The sequence below is a fragment of the Brevibacillus brevis genome (genome assembly GCF_900637055.1).
Classification (GTDB): domain Bacteria; phylum Bacillota; class Bacilli; order Brevibacillales; family Brevibacillaceae; genus Brevibacillus; species Brevibacillus brevis.
In genome coordinates, this window is the sequence record NZ_LR134338.1 from 4389704 (window position 1) to 4409880 (window position 20177).

Annotated in this window: 17 protein-coding genes and 1 pseudogene; 2 read left to right on the plus strand and 16 right to left on the minus strand. The window is 48.0% G+C overall.

Annotated features, from left to right (window positions below):
* Positions 1-177 precede the first annotated feature (177 nt).
* Entirely contained in the window at positions 178-1362 is a 1185-nt protein-coding gene (locus tag EL268_RS21095; protein ID WP_106655769.1) for an amidohydrolase, read from the plus strand.
* Positions 1363-1420: 58 nt separating this feature from the next.
* Here EL268_RS21095 and EL268_RS21100 read toward each other — a convergent pair whose 3' ends face one another.
* The 14 genes from EL268_RS21100 to EL268_RS21165 all read right to left on the minus strand — a co-directional run bounded on the left by EL268_RS21100 (position 1421) and on the right by EL268_RS21165 (position 16887).
* Positions 1421-2584, minus strand: coding sequence for an FAD-dependent monooxygenase (locus tag EL268_RS21100; protein ID WP_106655768.1), 1164 nt, complete (start codon positions 2582-2584; stop codon positions 1421-1423).
* A 15-nt stretch (positions 2585-2599) separates the two neighbouring features.
* Positions 2600-3514 (minus strand): cysteine synthase A, encoded by a 915-nt coding sequence (cysK, locus tag EL268_RS21105; protein ID WP_088906631.1) that lies wholly within the window; start codon positions 3512-3514, stop codon positions 2600-2602.
* A 133-nt stretch (positions 3515-3647) separates the two neighbouring features.
* Complete coding sequence (locus tag EL268_RS21110) at positions 3648-4700, minus strand: hypothetical protein (RefSeq protein WP_106655767.1); 1053 nt, start codon at positions 4698-4700, stop codon at positions 3648-3650.
* Positions 4701-4825: 125 nt separating this feature from the next.
* On the minus strand, positions 4826-5641 hold the full coding sequence (locus EL268_RS21115; protein ID WP_106655766.1) for a hypothetical protein: 816 nt from the start codon (positions 5639-5641) through the stop codon (positions 4826-4828).
* 167 nt (positions 5642-5808) lie between these two features.
* Entirely contained in the window at positions 5809-6795 is a 987-nt protein-coding gene (locus tag EL268_RS21120) for an ROK family protein (RefSeq protein ID WP_106655765.1), read from the minus strand.
* A gap of 27 nt (positions 6796-6822) precedes the next feature.
* Positions 6823-7647: a sugar phosphate isomerase/epimerase family protein gene (locus EL268_RS21125; RefSeq protein ID WP_106655764.1), complete on the minus strand. Its 825-nt coding sequence runs from the start codon at positions 7645-7647 to the stop codon at positions 6823-6825.
* A gap of 5 nt (positions 7648-7652) precedes the next feature.
* Positions 7653-8627, minus strand: coding sequence for a Gfo/Idh/MocA family protein (locus tag EL268_RS21130; protein WP_106655763.1), 975 nt, complete (start codon positions 8625-8627; stop codon positions 7653-7655).
* Positions 8628-8642: 15 nt separating this feature from the next.
* The gene (locus EL268_RS21135) at positions 8643-9617 is read right to left on the minus strand and encodes a Gfo/Idh/MocA family protein (protein ID WP_106655762.1); all 975 of its coding nucleotides are present in this window, start codon (positions 9615-9617) and stop codon (positions 8643-8645) included.
* 13 nt (positions 9618-9630) lie between these two features.
* A complete protein-coding gene (locus EL268_RS21140) occupies positions 9631-10620 on the minus strand; it encodes a Gfo/Idh/MocA family protein (RefSeq protein WP_106655761.1) in 990 nt (329 codons plus the stop codon).
* 28 nt (positions 10621-10648) lie between these two features.
* Positions 10649-11491, minus strand: coding sequence for a carbohydrate ABC transporter permease (locus tag EL268_RS21145; RefSeq protein WP_106655760.1), 843 nt, complete (start codon positions 11489-11491; stop codon positions 10649-10651).
* Positions 11492-11521: 30 nt separating this feature from the next.
* The gene (locus EL268_RS21150) at positions 11522-12481 is read right to left on the minus strand and encodes a carbohydrate ABC transporter permease (RefSeq protein ID WP_106655759.1); all 960 of its coding nucleotides are present in this window, start codon (positions 12479-12481) and stop codon (positions 11522-11524) included.
* A 71-nt stretch (positions 12482-12552) separates the two neighbouring features.
* Positions 12553-13833, minus strand: a complete 1281-nt coding sequence (locus EL268_RS21155; protein WP_106655758.1) for an ABC transporter substrate-binding protein — start codon at positions 13831-13833, stop codon at positions 12553-12555.
* Positions 13834-13985: 152 nt separating this feature from the next.
* On the minus strand, positions 13986-15191 hold the full coding sequence (locus EL268_RS21160) for an ROK family transcriptional regulator (protein WP_106655757.1): 1206 nt from the start codon (positions 15189-15191) through the stop codon (positions 13986-13988).
* Between the two features lie 163 nt (positions 15192-15354).
* Positions 15355-16887, minus strand: a complete 1533-nt coding sequence (locus EL268_RS21165; RefSeq protein WP_106655756.1) for a YcdB/YcdC domain-containing protein — start codon at positions 16885-16887, stop codon at positions 15355-15357.
* A gap of 202 nt (positions 16888-17089) precedes the next feature.
* Between EL268_RS21165 and EL268_RS21170 the strand changes: the two genes are divergently transcribed.
* A complete protein-coding gene (locus tag EL268_RS21170) occupies positions 17090-17332 on the plus strand; it encodes a hypothetical protein (protein ID WP_106655755.1) in 243 nt (80 codons plus the stop codon).
* Between the two features lie 250 nt (positions 17333-17582).
* Here the strand turns inward: EL268_RS21170 and EL268_RS21175 are convergent, their stop codons facing one another.
* Together EL268_RS21175 and EL268_RS33485 are read right to left on the minus strand one after the other, a co-directional pair.
* Positions 17583-19790 (minus strand): glycosyl hydrolase family 18 protein, encoded by a 2208-nt coding sequence (locus EL268_RS21175; protein WP_106655754.1) that lies wholly within the window; start codon positions 19788-19790, stop codon positions 17583-17585.
* 287 nt (positions 19791-20077) lie between these two features.
* Positions 20078-20158: pseudogene (locus tag EL268_RS33485) on the minus strand (helix-turn-helix transcriptional regulator); the annotation flags it as partial.
* Between the last annotated feature and the right edge of the window lie 19 nt (positions 20159-20177).

The window sequence follows — 20177 nt, forward strand, 5'->3', positions numbered from 1 at the left end:
CTTTTTGAACATGTCTCTTTCATATTCTAGAGATTTCTACTGGAAATGTCTACATAATATGAATTCAGCTTCATTATACTTCTCGAAATCATACATTGAATTATGATTCGGAATATTTTTATAATAAGACGAATACGAAATACCAATCTCTTTCCCTAGGAAAAAGGAGTGGGTTCGATGGAAGAAAAACTGTTTGCCCGGCTGCAGGAGATTTATCCAGAGCTTGTTTCATTCAGACGTGATTTGCATATGTATCCCGAGCTTTCCTTTCAGGAGGAAAACACAGCGAAGAAAGTAGCAGACAAGCTGGCTTCTTTTGGTATAGAAGTGCAAACAGGTGTAGGCGGTATGGGTGTTGTCGGTCTCCTGAAGGGAGGAAAGCCAGGAAAAACAGTTGCGTTGCGCGCTGACTTCGATGCCTTGCCCATTCAAGATGAAAAAGAAGTACCGTATAAGTCCCGCATTCCAGGCGTTATGCACGCGTGCGGTCACGATATACATACCTCCGGACTTTTGGGAGTCGCGCAAGTATTAAGCGAGTTCCGCGATGAACTCCCAGGAAATGTGGTATTCCTGCATCAGTTCGCGGAAGAGCTGCCACCTGGTGGCGCCAAAGCCATGGTGGAGGCGGGTTGTCTCGAAGGAGTCGATGTCGTGTATGGCGCGCATGTTGCCTCCGAGCTTCCCGTAGGCACTGTCGGGATCGGTCATGGCTACATTACGGCAGCAGCAGACAGCTTCGAGATCGTCTTGTACGGAAAAGGCGGTCACGGCGCTTATCCTCATACCTCCGTTGATCCAATCGTATTGGGCAGTCAGGTTGTCATGAATTTGCAGCAGATTGCCAGCCGTCAGGTAGATCCGCTGAAACAAGTTGTTCTGTCTGTTTGCTCCTTCGTCGGCGGGGGTGAAGCGTTCAACGTCATTCCTGATCAAGTGAGGCTCAAGGGGACCGTCCGCACGTATGACGAGGAAGTGAGAGTCGCGGTCGAGCAATCTCTGAAACGTATTGTGGAAGCCAGTTGCCAGGCAGTCGGCGCTACTTGCGAAATCATGTATCAACGCGGCTACCCAGCTACTTGGAACGATGAGACAGAGACTCCCTTATTTGTAGCGGAAGCCAAACGTATTTTTGGTGAGGAGCGCGTATTGAAAATCCCTCCAGGCATGGGCGGAGAGGATTTTGCTTACTTTGCCCAAGAGCGCCCCGCTACCTTCTTCATGGTCGGTGGACGCAACCCGGAGATTCAGGCAACGTATCCGCATCATCATCCCAAATTCGATGTCGATGAGCGCTCCATGCTTCAAACCGGTCAGTTATTCATTGCAGCGTTACTTGCCTATCAGGCACGTCATCAATAAACGGACAAAGTTGAAAGGCAAGGGCCTCATGCTCCTTGCCTTTTTTCTGCCGCCGCATTCACACCTCGTGTCCGACAATCCAATCCAGTCTTCTGCTCTGGATACGGGCAGGGATCGTTTTTAGCAGGAAATGACGAGCCGCGACGGCCAGCGGATTTTCCCATTGGGTGACTGCCCCCATCAAGCGGGAACCTTTCACAATCGCATTCGCCCGCTTCTTTCGTTTCTCTTCATACATGCGCAAAGCGTGAGCCGAGTCCGTGTCTGCTTCTGCCAAGCATCTGGCCAGCACGAGTGCGTCTTCCATGCCTTGGCCTGCTCCTTGCCCCAGATTCGGCAGCATCGGATGTGCCGCATCGCCTACTAATGTCACCCGGCCCTCACTCCATCTCCTGAGTGGTACACGGTCGTAAATATCATGCCGCAAGATGGCTGTATCCTCTGTCGCCTCAATCACTGCACGTACTGGCTCATACCAGCCTTCCAATCGGCGCAACGTCTCTCGCTTCCGGCCCAGCGGCCCATCTTTTTCTCCCTCAGGTGCATTGATGGCGGCAAACCAATGAATTCGATTGTTGCCGATATGGGAAAACCCAAAACGAATCCCCCTGCCCCATGCTTCAAAGCCTCCTCCTGATTCCAGTGGATAACGAGGGTCTTGGTAAGTTGCAATCCCGCGAATCGCCGTGTACCCCGAGTATCTCATCGACTCTTCACCGAACAGTCTCTTCCGTACACGAGAGTGAATCCCGTCCGCTCCGATCAGAATCGTCCCATGTGTACCTGATCCATCTGCAAAAGCGGCTTGAACTCTTTCCTCTTCTTGAGAAAAAGAAACGAACTGCTTGCCGAGAACCAATTCATGCGTCGAGATTTTTGCCAAAAGTGCCTGCTGTAGATCAGCCCGATGAATCAAGTAGCTGTCAGCCCCGTACCGTTCTGCTTGTTCCGCAACAGGCAACTCGACTAACAAATTTCCCTTCCAGTCGCGAATCCGCGCTGAACGGACAGCTGCCCCAAGCTCGCGCACTTCCTGTCCAACTCCCAGCCTATCCAGTGCTTTCATGGCATTGGCAGCCAAAACGATTCCAGCACCGATGCCTTTATGCTCCTTTGCCTGCTCAAAAAGCGTCACTTGCCAGCCCAATTGCTTCAAGGCAAGCGCTGATGCGAGCCCGCTCAAGCCTGCCCCGATGATCAGTGCGTGTTTTTCGTTGCTCATCGCCTTTTCTCCTATTTAGAAAAGATTCATACTCAAATACCGCTCCCCCGTGTCAGGCGCAATGCAAACAACCCGCTTACCCACTCCCAGCCTTTTGGCAATCGTGATGGCAGCAAAGACCGAGGCACCCGATGAAGGGCCAACGAGAATCCCTTCCAACGCTGCAAGCTGCCTCATGCTTTGTAGGGCGTCTTCGTCTGCGATTTGAATGATTTCATTATAAATGCTGGTATTGAGGATTTGTGGAACAAAACCAGGGCTTGTGCCTACCAGTTTATGTGGACCAGGCTTTCCGCCAGACAAAACCGGTGAGCCTTTTGGTTCGACGACAGCAATATACAGCTCCGGGAGCTTTTCCCGCAACGCTTCGCCTGTTCCGGTAATCGTTCCGCCCGTCCCAGCTGTGGCAACAAACGCATCCAGTCGACCATTCGTTTGCGCAAAAATTTCCTCAGCCGTCGTCGTTCGATGGATGTCGGGGTTTGCCTGATTCTCGAATTGCTGAGGAATAAAGCTGCGCGGGATTTCTTTTTGCAGCTCCTGCGCTTTGGCAATCGCCCCCGGCATCCTCAGCTCACTCGGTGTCAATACAACCTCTGCCCCATACGCTTTCAAAATATTGATCCGTTCCTTTGACATATTGTCAGGCATGACCAAAATCGCGCGATAGCCTTTTGCTGCGGCATTCATCGCTAAGCCGATTCCCGTATTGCCGCTAGTCGGCTCTATGATCGTATCACCCGGTTGGATCAGTCCCGCTTGCTCAGCCGTCAAAATCAGATTGTAGGCAGCACGGTCCTTCACACTCCCGGACGGATTGAATTTCTCCAGCTTCACAAAAACTTCTGCTGCTCCTTCAGGAACCATGCGCCTCAGTCGAACAATCGGCGTATTTCCAATCAATTCGGTAATGTTCTGGTAGACGCTCATTGTACTCCTCCTGAAAAATATGCCTTAATGATTATCCCTTAGTAATACTATAAGAATAATACAATTTTTCCGACCTGAAAACGATAAGGGTGCTCAAATGGGAAAAAGCTCTCGAATGAGAGCCTTTACCTGTCTAAAAACCATACTTTGCTTTTGTCTGATTCAATACATTCACCGCTTGTTGATACAGACTGTTCGCAGTTTCTTTCACTTTTGCTTGTCCGCTTTTGTCTACCGAGCCTTGGCGCTTCTTCGCCTGCACGATTGAATCAGTCGCTGTCTTGACAGCCGCATGGATTGCTTTTTCCCGTTTCTCGGCATCCGGCACGCTCGCTTTGATTTCCGACCAAATCGCTTGAATGTCCTTCATGTCGGTCTCCATGATGGTGATCATTTCCTGCATGTTTTTGTTTTTATCCTGGATCGAACCATCCATGGTGTTCATCCCATCGACCAACACCTTCATACTGCCCAGTGTTCCTTGCATGACCTCGAATTCCATCTTGCTCAAACCTGGCTGCGTCGAATAGGTACGAATCTCTTCCAACAGTCTTTGCAGCTCCGCTATTTGATCGTTTGAAAACTGCGCTTCATCCGTAAATTGCAGCTCGTCCAAATACTTTGCCGTTTCAATCAGATCAGCCTCTAGCTTTCCTGTCTGTTTTACTTTTTTGGCGAAATCGACTCGCGCTTTTTCTTTGGCTTGTTGTTCTGCTACTTCTTTCTTTTTTATTTCTGCTTCTTCGTTGATACGCTTGGTTAGTGTCGCCAATTTGCTTTCGTACGCACTTTTGTTTGTGGCAACAAGACTCGTCTGTCCCTTATTCTCTTCCATAAGCAGCCCGTCAAATTGGAGCTCGTCACCCTGCACTGTGCCGATAATATCCTGACCAGTTGCCGGATTTTTGAGGGTCAGCTGTTTACCATCCAGCGTTCCCTCCAGCAAGATCGACTCCGTTTTCAGAACAGGGATGCTGTCTTCCGTTTCGACAATGGAATCTGTCATTTCTACGTTTACTTTCTCGTTATTCACCGTGACACTCGTGTATAGCATGCGTGTATCGTCTTCGTACAAATACCCTTCCGCCAGTGTCACAGGACCAAAGAAACGATAGCCTGCGTATCCCAGCAATACGACGATGACCAGAGCCATGGCAATCATGATGCTTTTGTTTTTTCCCTTCATGCTGCGACCCCTTTACCCACAAATTCTCATACGTTTGACCTGTTTTTCCTGCCAAAACGTGCCATAGTAATATGATACATGAATCGCTGGGGAAAACCCTATGAGTCTAAAGGCCAAAACACTCATTAAAAGTACGTATTCCCAAAATCGTGACTAAAATCGAGTGTTTGATCTTCTTCAATTGTAATCGTGGAGAGTTCATATTTGTAATGTAATAGACTAATCCTTACAAATGAATCCCAATTTCTGATGTAAGGTTTCAATATACTTGTGAAATATTCATCAACAGGCTCTTTAATGTTGCGAGTGGTTTGTGCTGATACGACCAAGATGTGATATTCTCCAGCCGGCAAGTTACCAATCTCGTAATTTCCATATCCATTTGCTTTTGCAGCAAATAATCCCGAGTTTTTGGGAACTGTACCTATTGCAAACACCCCCTCTTCAACATCAGTGATCGTATTCTTATCAAAACCTGTAGGAATGAGCAAAATCTTTGCATTCACGTCCGGCTTCGTCCCAACAAAATCGTTATACTGCCACGTAATCGTACCTTTAAGCGATCCCTTTGGGGTAGGAAGTGCTGGTTGTTCCACTTGTCCTACAGCATTACTTTGTTGGCCTGGCATATCGACAGGGTAAGACACTGGCATCGCCGCGTCTGTTGCACCATTTCCCTCTGACGAAACAGGTACAGCATTTGACTGCTGATTTGTGCCCGCTTCCTGACCTGTAGACACCGGATTTACGGGTGCAGGTTGATTCGTTTCCTTTTTTGCTACGGGTCGCGATCCTAGTAGATCATCAAGGTTTTTCCCAGATAAATAAAAAATAGCACCGCTGGCAATTCCGAGGATGATGGCAACTACCAATAAAAAAGTAAGGAGTTCTCTGAAAAATCCGGGCTTCTTCGCTGCTTTTGCTGTTTTGGCATCTGCCATGGTACCCCTCCGTCAGTCTCTCTATCATGTTATGTGAAGATTTTTCCAAGCAATATTTTACCAATAGATAGAATCTAGGTCTAGGCTCCTATGACTAGCACTGCACAGGATAGATATAGAAAAAAGCCGATGTCTCCAAACCATCGGCTTCTCGCACTTTCACTCTGTTATACCTCAACCATTTCACGCTCAGAAGGATAATACATGCCTGCTGCACCGAGCACACCTGCTTCCGCTCCAATCGTAGTCAACTGGATGCTCGCTTGGTTTGCCATACGGGAGATGGAACGCTCGCGAATGACATTCTTTGCTTCCGCTAGTAGCAGATGTCCATTCTTCATCACACCGCCACCAATGACAATCACCTGCGGATTGAACAGATGGATCAGATTGGTCAGTCCGACCCCGAGATAATAACCTGCTTCCTTCATTAAGGTCATGCTCAGGATATCTCCGCGATCCGCCGCCTCTCCAACCTCTCTAGCGGTTATCCTGCTTAGATCATTCCCATTGTCAACGAGCAACGAGCTTGTAACGCCATGTAGGAGCTGCTCTCTTGCTCTGCTTGCCAAAGCCAGTCCAGACGTGTAATTTTCCAGGCATCCTCTATTCCCGCATACGCATAGCGGACCTTCCGGATCAAGCGAAATATGCCCGAACTCCCCGGCACTATCACCAACACCTGTAATCAGTCGTCCTCCACTTATAATGCCAGCACCAACACCCGTACTGACCGTTACATAGATCAAGTCTTTCGTGCCACGTGCACTTCCAAACGCCCATTCTGCTACCGCTGCTGCATTGGCATCATTGATCAATTGCACGGCTACGCCGAATCGTTCCTGGAGTATCACGCCGATCGGCACATCGCTCCAATTCAAATTGCTTGCAAAAATGACCATTTGACGCTGGGTATCAATAATGCCTGCGGTTGCTATTCCGATTCCGCGAATGCGAGAGATATTGATTCCACTATCGTCCAAAACATTTTGCACCAAATCACCGATGCGTCCGATGACTGCTGCCGCTGCCTCTTCTGTCTGTGTCGCTGCGTTCGCCTGCCTGAGGATGTTGCCATGCTGGTCGACGATCGCGGCTATGATCTTTGTACCTCCCAGATCAATCCCGATGGCATATGATTTGTCTTGATTCATCTTCCGCTTCACATCCTTGCTGTCCATTCACGATTGAAAAATGGCGTCCAACGCTTGGGACGTATGCGCGATCAATTGCTCAGGCAACTGGCTATAAGGCGAGATTTCCGGGATGATGTAGCCTTCGTACCCGATCTCACGCAGCGCTTCCACTACGCGGTTCCATGGAATATCGCCAGCGAGCAGCGGCACGAAACCTGTAATATTGCCTGTCGATGTCTTGAAATCTTTGACGTGAATGGCTTGGATTCTCTTGCCCAAAATGCGAATCCATTGCTCAGGAAAACCGAATTGCAGCACGTTGCCTACATCAAAATAAGCGCCTACCCAAGGACTGTCTACTTCATCGATCAAGCGGGCCATCTCCAGCGGACTGAGCAAAAACTTGTTCCATACGTTTTCTACCCCGATGTATACCTGATGCTGCTCGGCCTTTTTCGCCAAGCGCTGCAATGCTTCACGCGCCCGCTCGTAGGCCGTATCATACGACACCTCAGCCGTCACGAGTCCAGGAACGACGAGGACGGTCCGTGAGCCAAAAATGCTTGCCGCCTCTATCATTTTCTCGACAACACGGATGCCTTGCTCGCGGATCGCTTCCTCATTGTGAGTCAACGGATATTTCCATAAAAGGGCAGTAGAGACGCTTGGCAGCTCCAGATTGAGCTCACGAGCCCCGTCTGCCAGCTGCTTCATTTCTTGCTTTGTCATCTCTAAATGAAAGGGAGCATCTCCCTCGTCCAAATTCAGTTCTACCCCTTGATAGCCATTCGCTTTCGCCTGGCGAAACATTTCTTGTACGCTCGTTTCCTTTGGGAAGCACCAAGCATTGATTCCCTTTTGAAAAGCCATGCGCCTCACTCCCCTTTTCTCAAAATAGTGACAGGCTTTCCTTCTTGTGCCGATTGATTCGCTGCCAGCGTTACTTCTAGCGTCTTTCTCGCTGATTCATACGGCGACAAAATCAAGCTGCGATCCCCAGTCACAATCGCTGTGATAAACGCCCGATCTTGCTCCACGTACATATCCACCGTGCTTTCTTTCGTACGTGTTCCCTGCTCATCCATGATCGACAATTGCTTTCCGTCAATCATGACGCGGAAATCTTTGCCCAAGATTTCTACATTCGTACGGTGATCCGGCTGGATGAAGCACGTATCCAGATGTCCTAGCGCCCCTGACTGAAACACCATACTGATAGAAGTCACGTCCGGAATATCGATGTTTGGAATGTCACGCGAGACGAGCAAAGCCATCTGTGCATAGACCTTTTCGATATCTCCGGCCAAATACCGCATCATGTCCAGCGTATGTGTCGCCTGCTCCACAAGCTGTCCACCTGACTTGCCCATTTCCCTCCACCATGGTGTCGTGACGAACTTGGTCAAATAATGGCCGCGGACGAGTGCAATCGACTTGCCCTCCAAGTACGCTTTCGCTTCCTGCACGATATCGAGATAGCGCAGGCAATAGCCAGTCGCGGTGATAATCCCTGCCTTTTCAATCGCTGCTTGCTTTTCGCTTACTTTCTGTATGTCCAGCCCAATTGGCTTTTCCACAAACAGATGAATGCCTTTCGCCGCCGCTGTTTCCTCAATCTCTTCATGCGCAAAAGGTGGGACGCACACAAACAAAGCATCCAGCTTTTCTGCCTCTACTAGCTCACGCCAAGAGGTGTAGCCATGCGCACCAATGCGCTCAGCAGTCTCTGCAGCCGCCTCTTGGTTCACGTCGCATACTGCAACGACCTTTACCCTTTCGTCCGTCAACATGCCTTTTAGATGATGCTGCCCGATTCCGCCTACGCCGATCATGCCTACACGTACACTCATGCGTCTTTCACCGTCCTAGCGTAATACGACTGGTTGCTTCTGTTCAGCGGATTGATAAGCGGCGAGTGCGACTTCCACAGCTCGCAAGCCGTCTTCACCCGTAATCGACGGCGCTTTCTTTTCACGCACGCTGGTGACGAAATCTTTGACCAATTGACTGTCCATGTCATCACCCCAGTTGACCCACTTCAAGCCTTTTTCATTGGAATAAACATCCAGCTTTTGAGAAAACGCGTCGAGCGAGATCGTGCCTTCTGTCCCGATAATTTCCATCGTCACGTCACCCCATGTTGGGAAGGCCTTGTTGCGAGACCAGCTGCAATCGAGTGTGGCGAATACACCGTTCTCAAATTCCATCGTCAAAATGCCGCAATCATCAATCGGCGTATCGGAAAACTTGCTGTCTACCTCCGCATAGACCTCACGCACTTCAGAGTCCATAAACCAGCGCATCAAATCAACAACGTGAACCGTGTGATCGATCACAGCACCTCCGCCGGATTTCTCGGGATCGACAAACCAACCACCAGGATTTTGTCCACGGTTCGTACCCCGGATCGCCATGATACGTCCGACCTTGCCTTGCTCCACCAGTTGCTTTGCTCGAACGACAGCCGGATGGAATCGCACAGGGAATGCCGTCTGCAAAATGACGCCCTGCTCGCGGCAAAAGTCGATCATCTCTTGAGCAGCCTCTGCTGTTGTCGCCAGCGGTTTTTCGCACAAGATGTGCTTGCCTACCTTCGCTGCCGCTAACGTATGCTCTTGGTGCTTGGCGTTTTCCGAGGTGACGATGACCGCATCGATATCCGTTGCGAGCAGCTCATGATAATCGGCGAAGAACGGAACGCCAAACTTTTCAGCTGCCGCCCTTCCACGTACTTCATCCTCATCTGCTACCCCGACCAATTGAACCCCATCTAACTTCGCAACCGCATTTGCGTAGCTGTATGCATGCATATGTGCAACACTGATGATACCGAGTTTCATGTCCAGTCCCCTCCTACACCAAAGTTACGGGTTTGCCCGTTTCGATTGACACAAGCGCAGCACGAGCGATTTCTACCGCTTTCACGGCATCTTCTGCCGTCACGAGTGGCTCCAGATCTCGGTCGATGCATTCGATGAAATGCTTCAGTTCTCTGAAATACGGGTTTTCACGCAACGGACTCTCCGGAACTGCGACCCCGCTCATGCCTGCTTGCTTCGAGCGATTAACCGCCACAAGCGGTTTTTCCTTTGAGCTGTCGTAGGAAATGATGCCTTCCTTGCCTGCCAGCTCCATTTTCATCGCAAATCCTTCATGTGCCCACGAGCCTTCCACATGTGCAATCATGCCGTTCTTGAAGCGAAGTGTAACCAGTGCGTAATCCATCCGAGCAAAACCTCGACCAAGCAAGCCTTTCGCGTACACACGCTCCACATCCCCGAAGCACCAACGCAAAAAGTCAAAATCGTGAATGATCATATCTAAAACAAGGCTGCCACTGTTTTTGTAGTCCGCGTACCAGTCATTCCATGCTGTCGGGAAGATCCCACCGCGGAACGTACGTGCCACACCGACATTGCCAATCGCGCCGTCATTAACCAGCTGACGGGACTTTTCATATTCCGGGAAGAAGCGCAGGACGTGTCCGACGAACAGCTTGACGTTTTTCTCCCGGCAATAATCAACGATAAAACGAGCCTCTTCCTTATCTCGAGCCAACGGCTTTTCGCAAATGACATGCTTGCCTGCATCCGCAGCTTTTTTCACATAGGTTTTATGCAGGTACGTAGGCAAACACACGTCTACGATGTCGACCTGCGCCAGTTTTTCCATGGCCTCTTCATAGCTCTCGAACCATTCCGTTTTTGTCTCGGCAGCCAGCTCTTTTCCTCTCTCGCTGCGGATATCAACGATTCCAACCAGCTTGACACCTTCCATGGCAGCATACGATTTCGCGTGAACAGTCCCCATGGTTCCTGCTCCGATTACCAGAACATGATGCATAATGGTTTCACTCCTTTTGGGAAAAAGTCTATTTGGACCCAGTTAGGGTAATTCCCTCGACAAAATGCTTCTGCAAGAAAATAAAGACGATGATCATCGGCCAAATGGCAAGAACGGAACCCGCCATCAAAATCGGGTAGTTCGTCAAATTGGTGTGCTCGCCCGTCAAGTACGCCAAACCAGCTGAGAGCGGCATTTTATCAGGCGTGCTGTTGACGATCAGCGGCCACATCAGGTCGTTCCAAGACCACAACGCTACGAAAATGGCGAGTGCGATCAAGCCGGGCTTCGCCAGCGGCAGCATAATTCTCCAGTAAATCTGAAAATGGTTGCAGCCATCGAGCTTCGCTGCTTCTTCCAATTCTTTTGGCAGCGACATGAAAAACTGACGCAGAAGAAACGTACCGAATGCACTGAACAAGCCCGGTACAATCAATGCTGTCAACGTATTCAGCCAGCCGAGCTCTTTCATGATCATAAATTGCGGGAGCAGAAACACCTGACCTGGCACCATCAAAACGGTCAAGAACAGGATGAACAAGGCGTTTCGCCCTGGAAATTCAATTCGCGCGAATGCGTACGCCGCAAGCGAGCAAAGAAATACTTGTCCGATTACCTTCGCCACGGTTGTGATCACGGTATTCCAATAAAAGTCCAAGAAGGGCAGCATCTCAAAAATATGGGTGTAATTCTCCCACTGATACTTGGTCGGCAAAATGACCGGAGGCACCTGTGTCGATTCGCCCAGTGACTTGAGCGAAGTAAGAACCATCCAGACAAATGGCGCAATCATCACGAGAGCACCTGCAATCAACAACAGATGAATCAACAATTTCTTGGTCGTTTTATTCCGACTCGTATAAACACTCATCCCATATCCCTCCCATCTGTTCAGCTTTGATTAATCATAGTGAACCCATTTTTTCTGCAACTTCATTTGAATAGCAGTGACGATCAGGATCATCACCAGAAGCACGACGGCAACTGCGGCCGCATAGCCACCGTTCCCTGATTCAAATCCATTCGTAAAGAACAAGTACGCCATCGTCTGCGTCTGCTCTGTTGCCGGATTGCCCATTTTGCTTCCGAGCATCAGATAAATCAGGTCAAATACTTGAAAAGCCCCAATCAAGGAAGTGATACTGACGAAAAAGATCGAAGGAGTCAACAGCGGCAACGTAATCTTGAAAAACATGCGAACCGGTCCTGCTCCGTCAATTTCTGCGGCTTCGTAATAGCTTCTCGGGATGCCTTGCAGTCCGGCCAGAAAAATCACCATGTTGTATCCGATGGAGCTCCAAACGGCAACGATAATCACCGCATACAAAGCAATGGCGGGATCAGATATCCAGCGTGGGCCCTCAATGCCTATCAAGCCCAGCAAATAATTGATCAGACCGTAATCGGCGTTGTACAACCATCTCCACACCATCGCCACCGCTGCAGCCATCGTCACAACAGGCAGGAAGTACAGGGTGCGATAAATCGTAATCCCCTTAATTTTCTGATTAAGAAGCACAGCGATAAAAATGGAGATAGCGATACCTACCGGAACTGCGATTACTGTATAAATCAGCGTGTTTTTCAGTGCGATCCACAAGTAAGGGTCCTGGAACAACAACTCATAATTATGTAAGCCTGCCCACTTGTACTTGCCGAATCCTCCCCACTTGGTAAAGCTCAAATAAATGGTTTGTACGATCGGCCATAAGTAGAAGACACCCAACCCGATCAGTGTGGGAGCAATCATGAGATACGCCCAGAACCAATCACTTCTCTTCATGCGATTCAACGATTTTTTCGTTTTTGGCTGGACGGCGGCGTGCATTTCAGGCTGCAACTGGCTGCTCATCGCATTCATTCCCTCCTTACATTAGCTTTTCAAGAGAGGATGGCCTCGTCCATGATGCGAAGCCATCCATCATGGACCTTTTATTCTTGGCTAAGCATTTCGTTCATTTTTTGCGCGAGCTCTTTGGAAGCATCCTCTACGCTCATTTGACCAGCCCAAGCCTTGGTCATGAGCTCTGTTTCGAGCTTGGCCCATTTTGCCGTGTCTTTCGAGATCGGATAAGGTTTCGCAACAGCTGCCTGATCAATAAAAATTTTCAGATGAAAGTTTGGCATGGATTGTACCCATGTATCCTGTGTTCCGTTAAATGCCGGAATCGCAGCACCCGATTTTGCCAGGATTTCTGCTCCTTCTTTCGAGCCCAAGAATTTCACGAATTCCCATGCTTCCTTTGGATGTTTGGTATTGGCCGAAATCACGTTGCCCAGGCCGTGAATGACGCTCGTGTTCTCTTTCCCTTTTGGAAGATACGTCACGTCCACTTTGTCCTTTGTATACTCATTCTTATTAAAAGCGGATGCCATCCATGATCCGTTGTACATCATCGCGATCTTGCCTGATTCAAACAGCTGTGTTGCCTCTGTTTCGGACAATTGGGCTGCTGTTGGCGATGCTTTTTCGTTGATCAGGTCTGTCCAAAACTTGAGACCTTCGATCGTTTCCGGTTTGTCATAGCCGGACGTTTTCTTGTCTTCCGAAATGATATAGCCACCGTTTTGATAGATCGTGTTATAGAAGCCGTCCTGTCCATAAGGAGGTGCTGCAATTCCCCAAACGCCTTTTTTCTCATCCGTCAGTTGCTTTGCAACTTCCTTCAGCTTGTTCCAATCCCAGGTTTCGTCTGGATACGGCACTTTTGCGTCGTCAAACAGCTTCTTGTTGTACCAAAGGCCAATGGTGTCGAAATCTTTCGGTAGCGCGTAGTTTTGTCCATCGTAGGTGTAGAGATCAACGAGAGCTTTCGGATAATTGTTCAGATCGATGCCATCTGCCTTGATTTGATCTGTAATCGGCAAGAGCATGTCATTATCTGCGTATTTAATGATACGCGGACCATTAATCCAAAAAATGTCCGGCAAGGTGCCACCTGTTGCGGCTGCCTCCATCTTTGTCCAGTATTGCTTGTTAGGCGTAAGCTCGATCTTGATGTCCACGTTCGGGTTCTTTTCGTTAAACTTTTTCGCCATTTCCTCTATCGCAGGCATTTGGTTTTTGTCCCACAGCGCATATGTGAGCGTTACCTTTTCGCCTGAAGCAGCACTGTCAGTCGTTCCAGCTGGTGCGGAGCTCTGCCCGCCGCCCGAACATCCTGCCACTGCTACCAAGAGAGCAGCCATTGCAATCGAAACCAACTTCTTCATCAGAAATCCCTCCTCGATTTACGTTCTCCTCTTTTACCCCCAAAATATGGCCAAACACGACACGCTTTCCTTTTCGACTCGCCCCCTTTCAATGATTTTTGATGGGTGGAACTTTCTTTTTCCAGTGACCAAATAAAGTGTGCAAAAAGACGTTACAAGCTGAAGTGAAAAACATCTTGTAACAAAACAGCAGCAGCAGCCTTGACCTCGAAATCAGCACCCAATACAGTTGGACGGAATTCCAGCCCTTCGACCATCGTCCCCATCGCTTGAGCCATCACTTGTTTTTGGATGCGCGCAAACAACACTTGGTTGTCCCGGATCATTTCTCCACCCAAAATGATCAGGCTCGGGTTGAACAAATTCACCAGATTCACAATACCAATCGACAAGTACGAAGCGATTTCGTCGACGATGTCTTGGCATACTTGATCCCCTTGATGCAGTGCTTCGCGAAAGACATCAAATGTGATTCTTGTCATATCTCCGTCAGCCAAATCCATGACGAGCGTTTCTTTTCCGCGTGTAACGGCGGACAGTATACCTGAGTAAATGGCCGGCCACGCCACGTAGTTTTCCAAACAGCCCACGTTGCCACAGTCACAGCGCATCCCACTTCGATCGACTGTCGTATGCCCGAATTCTCCCGCTCCACCGCGGCTTCCGCGGAAGATGGAACCGTTTACAACGAGACCCGAACCAACCCCTTCTCCCACGGTAACAAACAGGAGATTGTCAGCATTCAGTCCACCACCGAAATTTTTTTCTGCCAGAGCGATTGCATTGGCATCATTGTCGAGCCATGTTTTTAGCCCAAAACGCTCTTCTGCCATGTCTTTTAACGGAACATCATGCAAGCGCAGCTTGGAATTGAAGCGGATGACCCCACTCGCTGCATCGACAATCCCTGGTGCGATGATGGAAATGCCCAGACAACGGCTGACATCATCCATCGACTGGAGAAAGTCCTCGATCGAATCCAGCACATACTGGATGATCTGGTCACTCACTAGCCCAGCTTTTACCGGGTAGATTTTCTTTTGCTTTGTAGCCGCTTCCAAATTCATTTCGGCAATCGTAATCGCTGTATTCGTAATAGAGACGCCAATCAAAAACTTCCCGTCTGGACAGAAGCGAACCATAATCGGCTTACGGCCACCTTTTGACTCACCTGTTCCATCTTCTGCAACCATACCGTCACGGATCAGCTCATTGACTGCCGAGGTGACGGTAGTTGGACTGATGCCCTGCTTTTTGGCGATATCACTTCGCGAGATGGGCCCAAACTGGCGAATGGTGTCGAGTATAATAAAGCGATTGAGCTCTTGGATTAGTTTCAGATCTCCAGTTCTGCGCATCGTATTCGTTCATCCTTTATTTTTCCAATGACTTTATAAAGTGATCATACTGAAATTTGTATTTTGTGTCAATTTCGTTTTTTCTTAGATTTCAATCAACTTTTTCTGATTGAAAAAGAACCTCCCTTAAACTGCTGAAAGGGAAGTTCTCTCGCTTGTACTCTTATTCTGTAGACTCGTAGGTATAAAATTCACCCGTTATCGCATCTATTTTTGCATCGAACATGTGCGGGAACGTATAGACAAGAGAAGCTTTGCCTTCCTCTTGCAAGGTATACTGTAGCTGCAATGGGTATTTCTTGAGTAAAACGGCTGCCGCTTCTTCTGGGGAGATTGCCTTCTTCGGATCAGGCATTACTCCATCGACCTTTTCATTGAGATCGATCCCCATGACTTTCCCGTTGCTGCCGTTGATCGCGATTTGCGTCAGCCAATCCTCTACAGGAATCCCCTGCTCTTGCAGCACAAAATGGAAGGAGTATTCATTTGTACTTTCATTATATTCTCCCGGCTGAAGCAGTAGCAGCTCGCCAGTACCAGCAGGAGCGATCTCAGCTACTTCATTCATGGCAAACTGAAAGGCCTGCTCTTGCGTCAATTTTTTGGCAGGTGACTTTGACACACTTGTATCTACGACACTATAGTTCACAATTGCGCCTGTTTTCGGTTCGATCAGCATGCTCCCAATCCATCCGTCTTCTGTCCTCCACGAATAATTCGTACGCCCCTCCCACTTCCTTGATTTCCAGAAATAATCGATAATCACGGGTTTTTCACCAGTCAAATCTTCAAAAAAGACGTTCCCTTTTGAAAAATCATAACCAGTACGCTGAGCAAGATACGCTTGTGCTTCTTCACGTGATTTCGCTACGGGCTGGCTGGTACCCTTTGGTTTCACATTCACTTTACTGTGGTAAGGCATATTTACGCTGTCTTTGCCGGACACGGCATCCAACTTACCGGAAAAAGCCGGGATGTAGAGGAGCTTGTAGGTTTTTCCGTCTTTATCGAGGGAATACCGCAATTTCATAAAGGTGGACAGCTGTTTCTCGGCTTTTTCTTTAGGTAGGGCCTGATCCAAGTTCGCGAAGGAGATTTTTTCGATATGCATGCCAAGGGATTTTCCTGTGATCTGCCCATCGTGATCAACTTGTATCTGAACGATGTCGTCTGTGAAAGGAACTCCGTTGACCATACGTACAAACTGAATTGTATTTGTCTTTCCATCGAAAACCTTCGCAACCCCATCTCCATCCAGTTGGTATCCTGCCATGTCTTCTCCGTACAACTTTTTCATAAAAGACACGGCTATTTCTTTCGATTTGTCGATCGGGTAAAGCGTTTGACTCTTTTGGTTATATAGCTCGTGTTTGCCAAACTCAAGCAGGTCACCCGTATTTTTGTCGAGCACCAAGGCAACGAATTCGGCATTGTTTTCTTTAGACTTGTAGTTGTTCACGAGCAGATAAGAAGTGTCTTTCAATACGATTTCTCTAACAGGGTAATCTTTCAAATAAGGGATGAGACTAGCTGCTTTCTTCACCCCTTTTTCCACCACCTTGTTTATTTCGGGTGTCATTTGCTCTACTTTTATTTTTTCCATCGTGTTCTCCCTTGCCAGTGCACCACTAGGAGATGACATCGCAATACTTGCAGCCATCAGGAGGAACACAGCGTGCGTAACTTTTTTCATCATTTCTCTTCCTCTCGTCTGTTCATATTTGCTTTCTCGCATTCATTATTCGTACCTCGATCTGTTTTGTTTCAATTTTCCCGAAAAATTTACATAAAAAAACATTCCCCTTTGCTTTTTATTTAAGCCCCTAGCTGAGCCTTATGGCTTGGCTTTTTTCTTGTGTATGTTAAAATTTACAAAAAAAGGGAAATGGGGCGTTAGTATGAGCGAGCAGCCCTTTTGGTTTAAAGCGACAGTAACTATTGTTGTTGTCATTGGAATTCTAGCACTACTGACAAGTGTCGCTTTCTTTCAGCTATTAGCAATAGTAGGCCTAGTCGTTATCTCTGCCTCGAAAGGTGTATTGGAATGGAAAAAGAACAGAGACTGGGCTGTCATTATTTTTGCACTGCTTGCATTCCAAATCGTTATTTTTATCAAGTCATTGTATGACTTTTTCACATAAGTCACTTTGTCAATTCGACATAAGTGGAAAATATTTCTTGAATACTATTATGAACATTAATATAATGATAGTGAATTTGGAATTTTAAGGAGGGGCTTCTATGAATACCGCAATTGCGATTCTTACTTTTATTGGAGATCTCATTCCATTAATCGTCCAGCTGTTAAAAGCCTTTGCTTAATTTCCAAATCAACAAATAGGGGCTGCTCCTCCATCACTTTCATGACTGGAGGGACAGCCCCTTCCCTACTTATTGGGTATCTGCATTTCCTTCTGTTTTTGGAGTTTCTTCTGCTCCTTCTGTTTCCTCCAAAATCTCCTCATCTACATAACCATCGACTGCTTCTACTGCCCCTTGCTGTTGAACTTGCCAGAGAGCTGCTACGTTTGTTGGCTCCCAGCCTACGAGGGAGGTGTGTGGTTGCAGACATTTGTATACCTTGCCTTGATAGCTGACCAAATCACCTGCTACGTAGTTTACATTTGGCGCCCATGCAGGCGTGCCCGGATTTTCAGCATCTGTCACGCCTACGACCTCGATGCTCTTCTGTGAAGAATTACCTGCTGCATCCTTCGCTACCACAGAGAATGTATACGATGTGTTAGGCGTGAGTCCTGTAACAGTTGCAGTCGTAGTCGCCACATCCGCAGCTAAAGCTGCCCCGTTGTAAACCTCGTAATTTGTCACCGCGATATTATCCGTAGAAGCATCCCAACTCAGACTGATACTCGTACCTGTTTTCCCTGTTATGACTAGATTGGCAGGTGTGCTTGGAGGTTGGTTGTCTGGCTGAATTGTATCCGTCGTAACTGTTACCTCATTGCTTGCTGCTGAGGAATTACCTGCTGCATCTTTCGCCTTTACAGTAAATTGGTACGCAGTTCCAGCTGTAAGTCCGCTAATCGTCGTATTTGTACCGGTTACCGTTTTTGCAAGCTGAGTGCCATTGTATACCTCATAGCCAGTAACCCCTACATTGTCGGTAGCAGCTCCCCAACTCAGATTAACACTTGTCGCTGTTTTTGCAGTCGATTGGAGATTAGCTGGTGCTGTCGGCGGTACGTTGTCGACTGGAGCTGTCCCGCCTAGAAGATCGCCATTCACTTTGTCTAGCAGAACCTTGTTACGGTCTCCGCTAAATTCCCAGAACATTGCGCCTGCCAATCCTTTGGATGTAATATAAGAAGTTTTGTGACCGATTGAAGTCACATCGTCATAGCTAATATATGTTTTCGAAGCCGGGTTGAAGAGGTAAGGCACCTTTGCCGCATCATTCCAGTGGCGTGTGAATCCATTTTTGTTCAAATAATTATTTTGGATATCCGTGAAGTCAAGCATACCAGGTTCCCAAGTTCCTGTTGAAGGCCCTGTGCAATTTTGATATTCCCCATTGTTAGCTGTTCCGCAACCCGACCAGCCCCTTCCATAAAACGGAAGTCCGAGAACGAGCTTGCTGGCAGGAACACCGTCACGAAGATGCCCCTCTACAGCTGTTTGGACATTATAGGTTTGAGCATTTGGCAAACCTGCTGCTCCTGCTGCCGGATCATAGGCCAACGGCGCGTTATGTCCAGTCTGCTTTTGGAAGGCTCCATAGAAGTCGTAGGTCATAATATTGATCCAATCCACAACCCGGGCAATATTTCCAAGCTCTGTATTTGCTGCATAACTAGGGCTGGCACCAGAGGCAATCGTCAAATAGTACTGTTTGCCATCTGTTACCTCAGCCGCATCGAGTTTGTCTCTGACAGCCTGTAGCAACAACGTATAATTTTGCTTATCTTCTGGACGTTTGCTATTTCCAGGCAAGCCTCCTTCGACTGGGTACTCCCAATCGAGATCGACCCCATCCATCTGATATTTCCGAATAAAATCTACCGAGGACTGTGCAAATACTTCCCGTGCAGCCGGATCTGCCGCTACATCAGAGAAGCGATTGGACCACGTCCATCCCCCGATCGATATCAATGTCTTCAATTGAGGGTTTTTTTGCTTTAATTTTGCCAATTGATTCAGATTTCCGCGAATCGGCTGATCCCACGTATCTCCTGGAAAGGATTTTTGCACATCAATCCATGGATCTCCGAGGACAACTGTACCATTCGGGGCGTTAATATTGCCTACTTCATCCTGGCAAGCCCATGTTTGTGGATTGGGTCCCGTTGGATCTGGGTTGCCATGTCTTCCATTCCAGCAAATGTCCGCAAATGCGTAGTTAATATGCGTTACTTTATTGGGATCGATATCCGTTACATTGTAGTTTCGTCCATAAGCTCCCCATGAGGGATAGTAGCCAATAATTTTGTAATTGGATACCGCTGTCGCCTCCGTTTGATTTTCCTCTGCTTGCGCCGCCTGTGCCGCCATGGGCAAAACAGAGGTGACAAGCAGGGCACCTACCATAAGCACATTCCTAACACATTTCTTGAATTTCATAGTATCCCTCTCGATCTTCATGGATTTTGTTACAAATCCATCTTATTGCGACTTATATCACGATATGCTAATACATTTACATAAATGGTAATAAAAGGGTGTTCAGGCGCAAAAGAATATAAAAAACCTCCCTTGCGACCAAGGGAAGAAAAGGGAGGCTGGGTGGGTTCAAATCTCTCGTTAGCCAAGTCGAACGAGTACACAAGGCACACTCATAAATGTAATAAAAGAGTATTTAGACGCAACTGAACATAAAAAAACTCTCCCTTCCGACCAAGGGAAGAAAAGGGAGGCTGGGTGGACTGGGTTCAAATCTCTCGTTTACCAAGTCGAACGAGTTCGACTACTGCCTGAGATCGATCTTTGACACCTAATTTTTGCATGATATTCCTCCCAAAAATGTCTTAC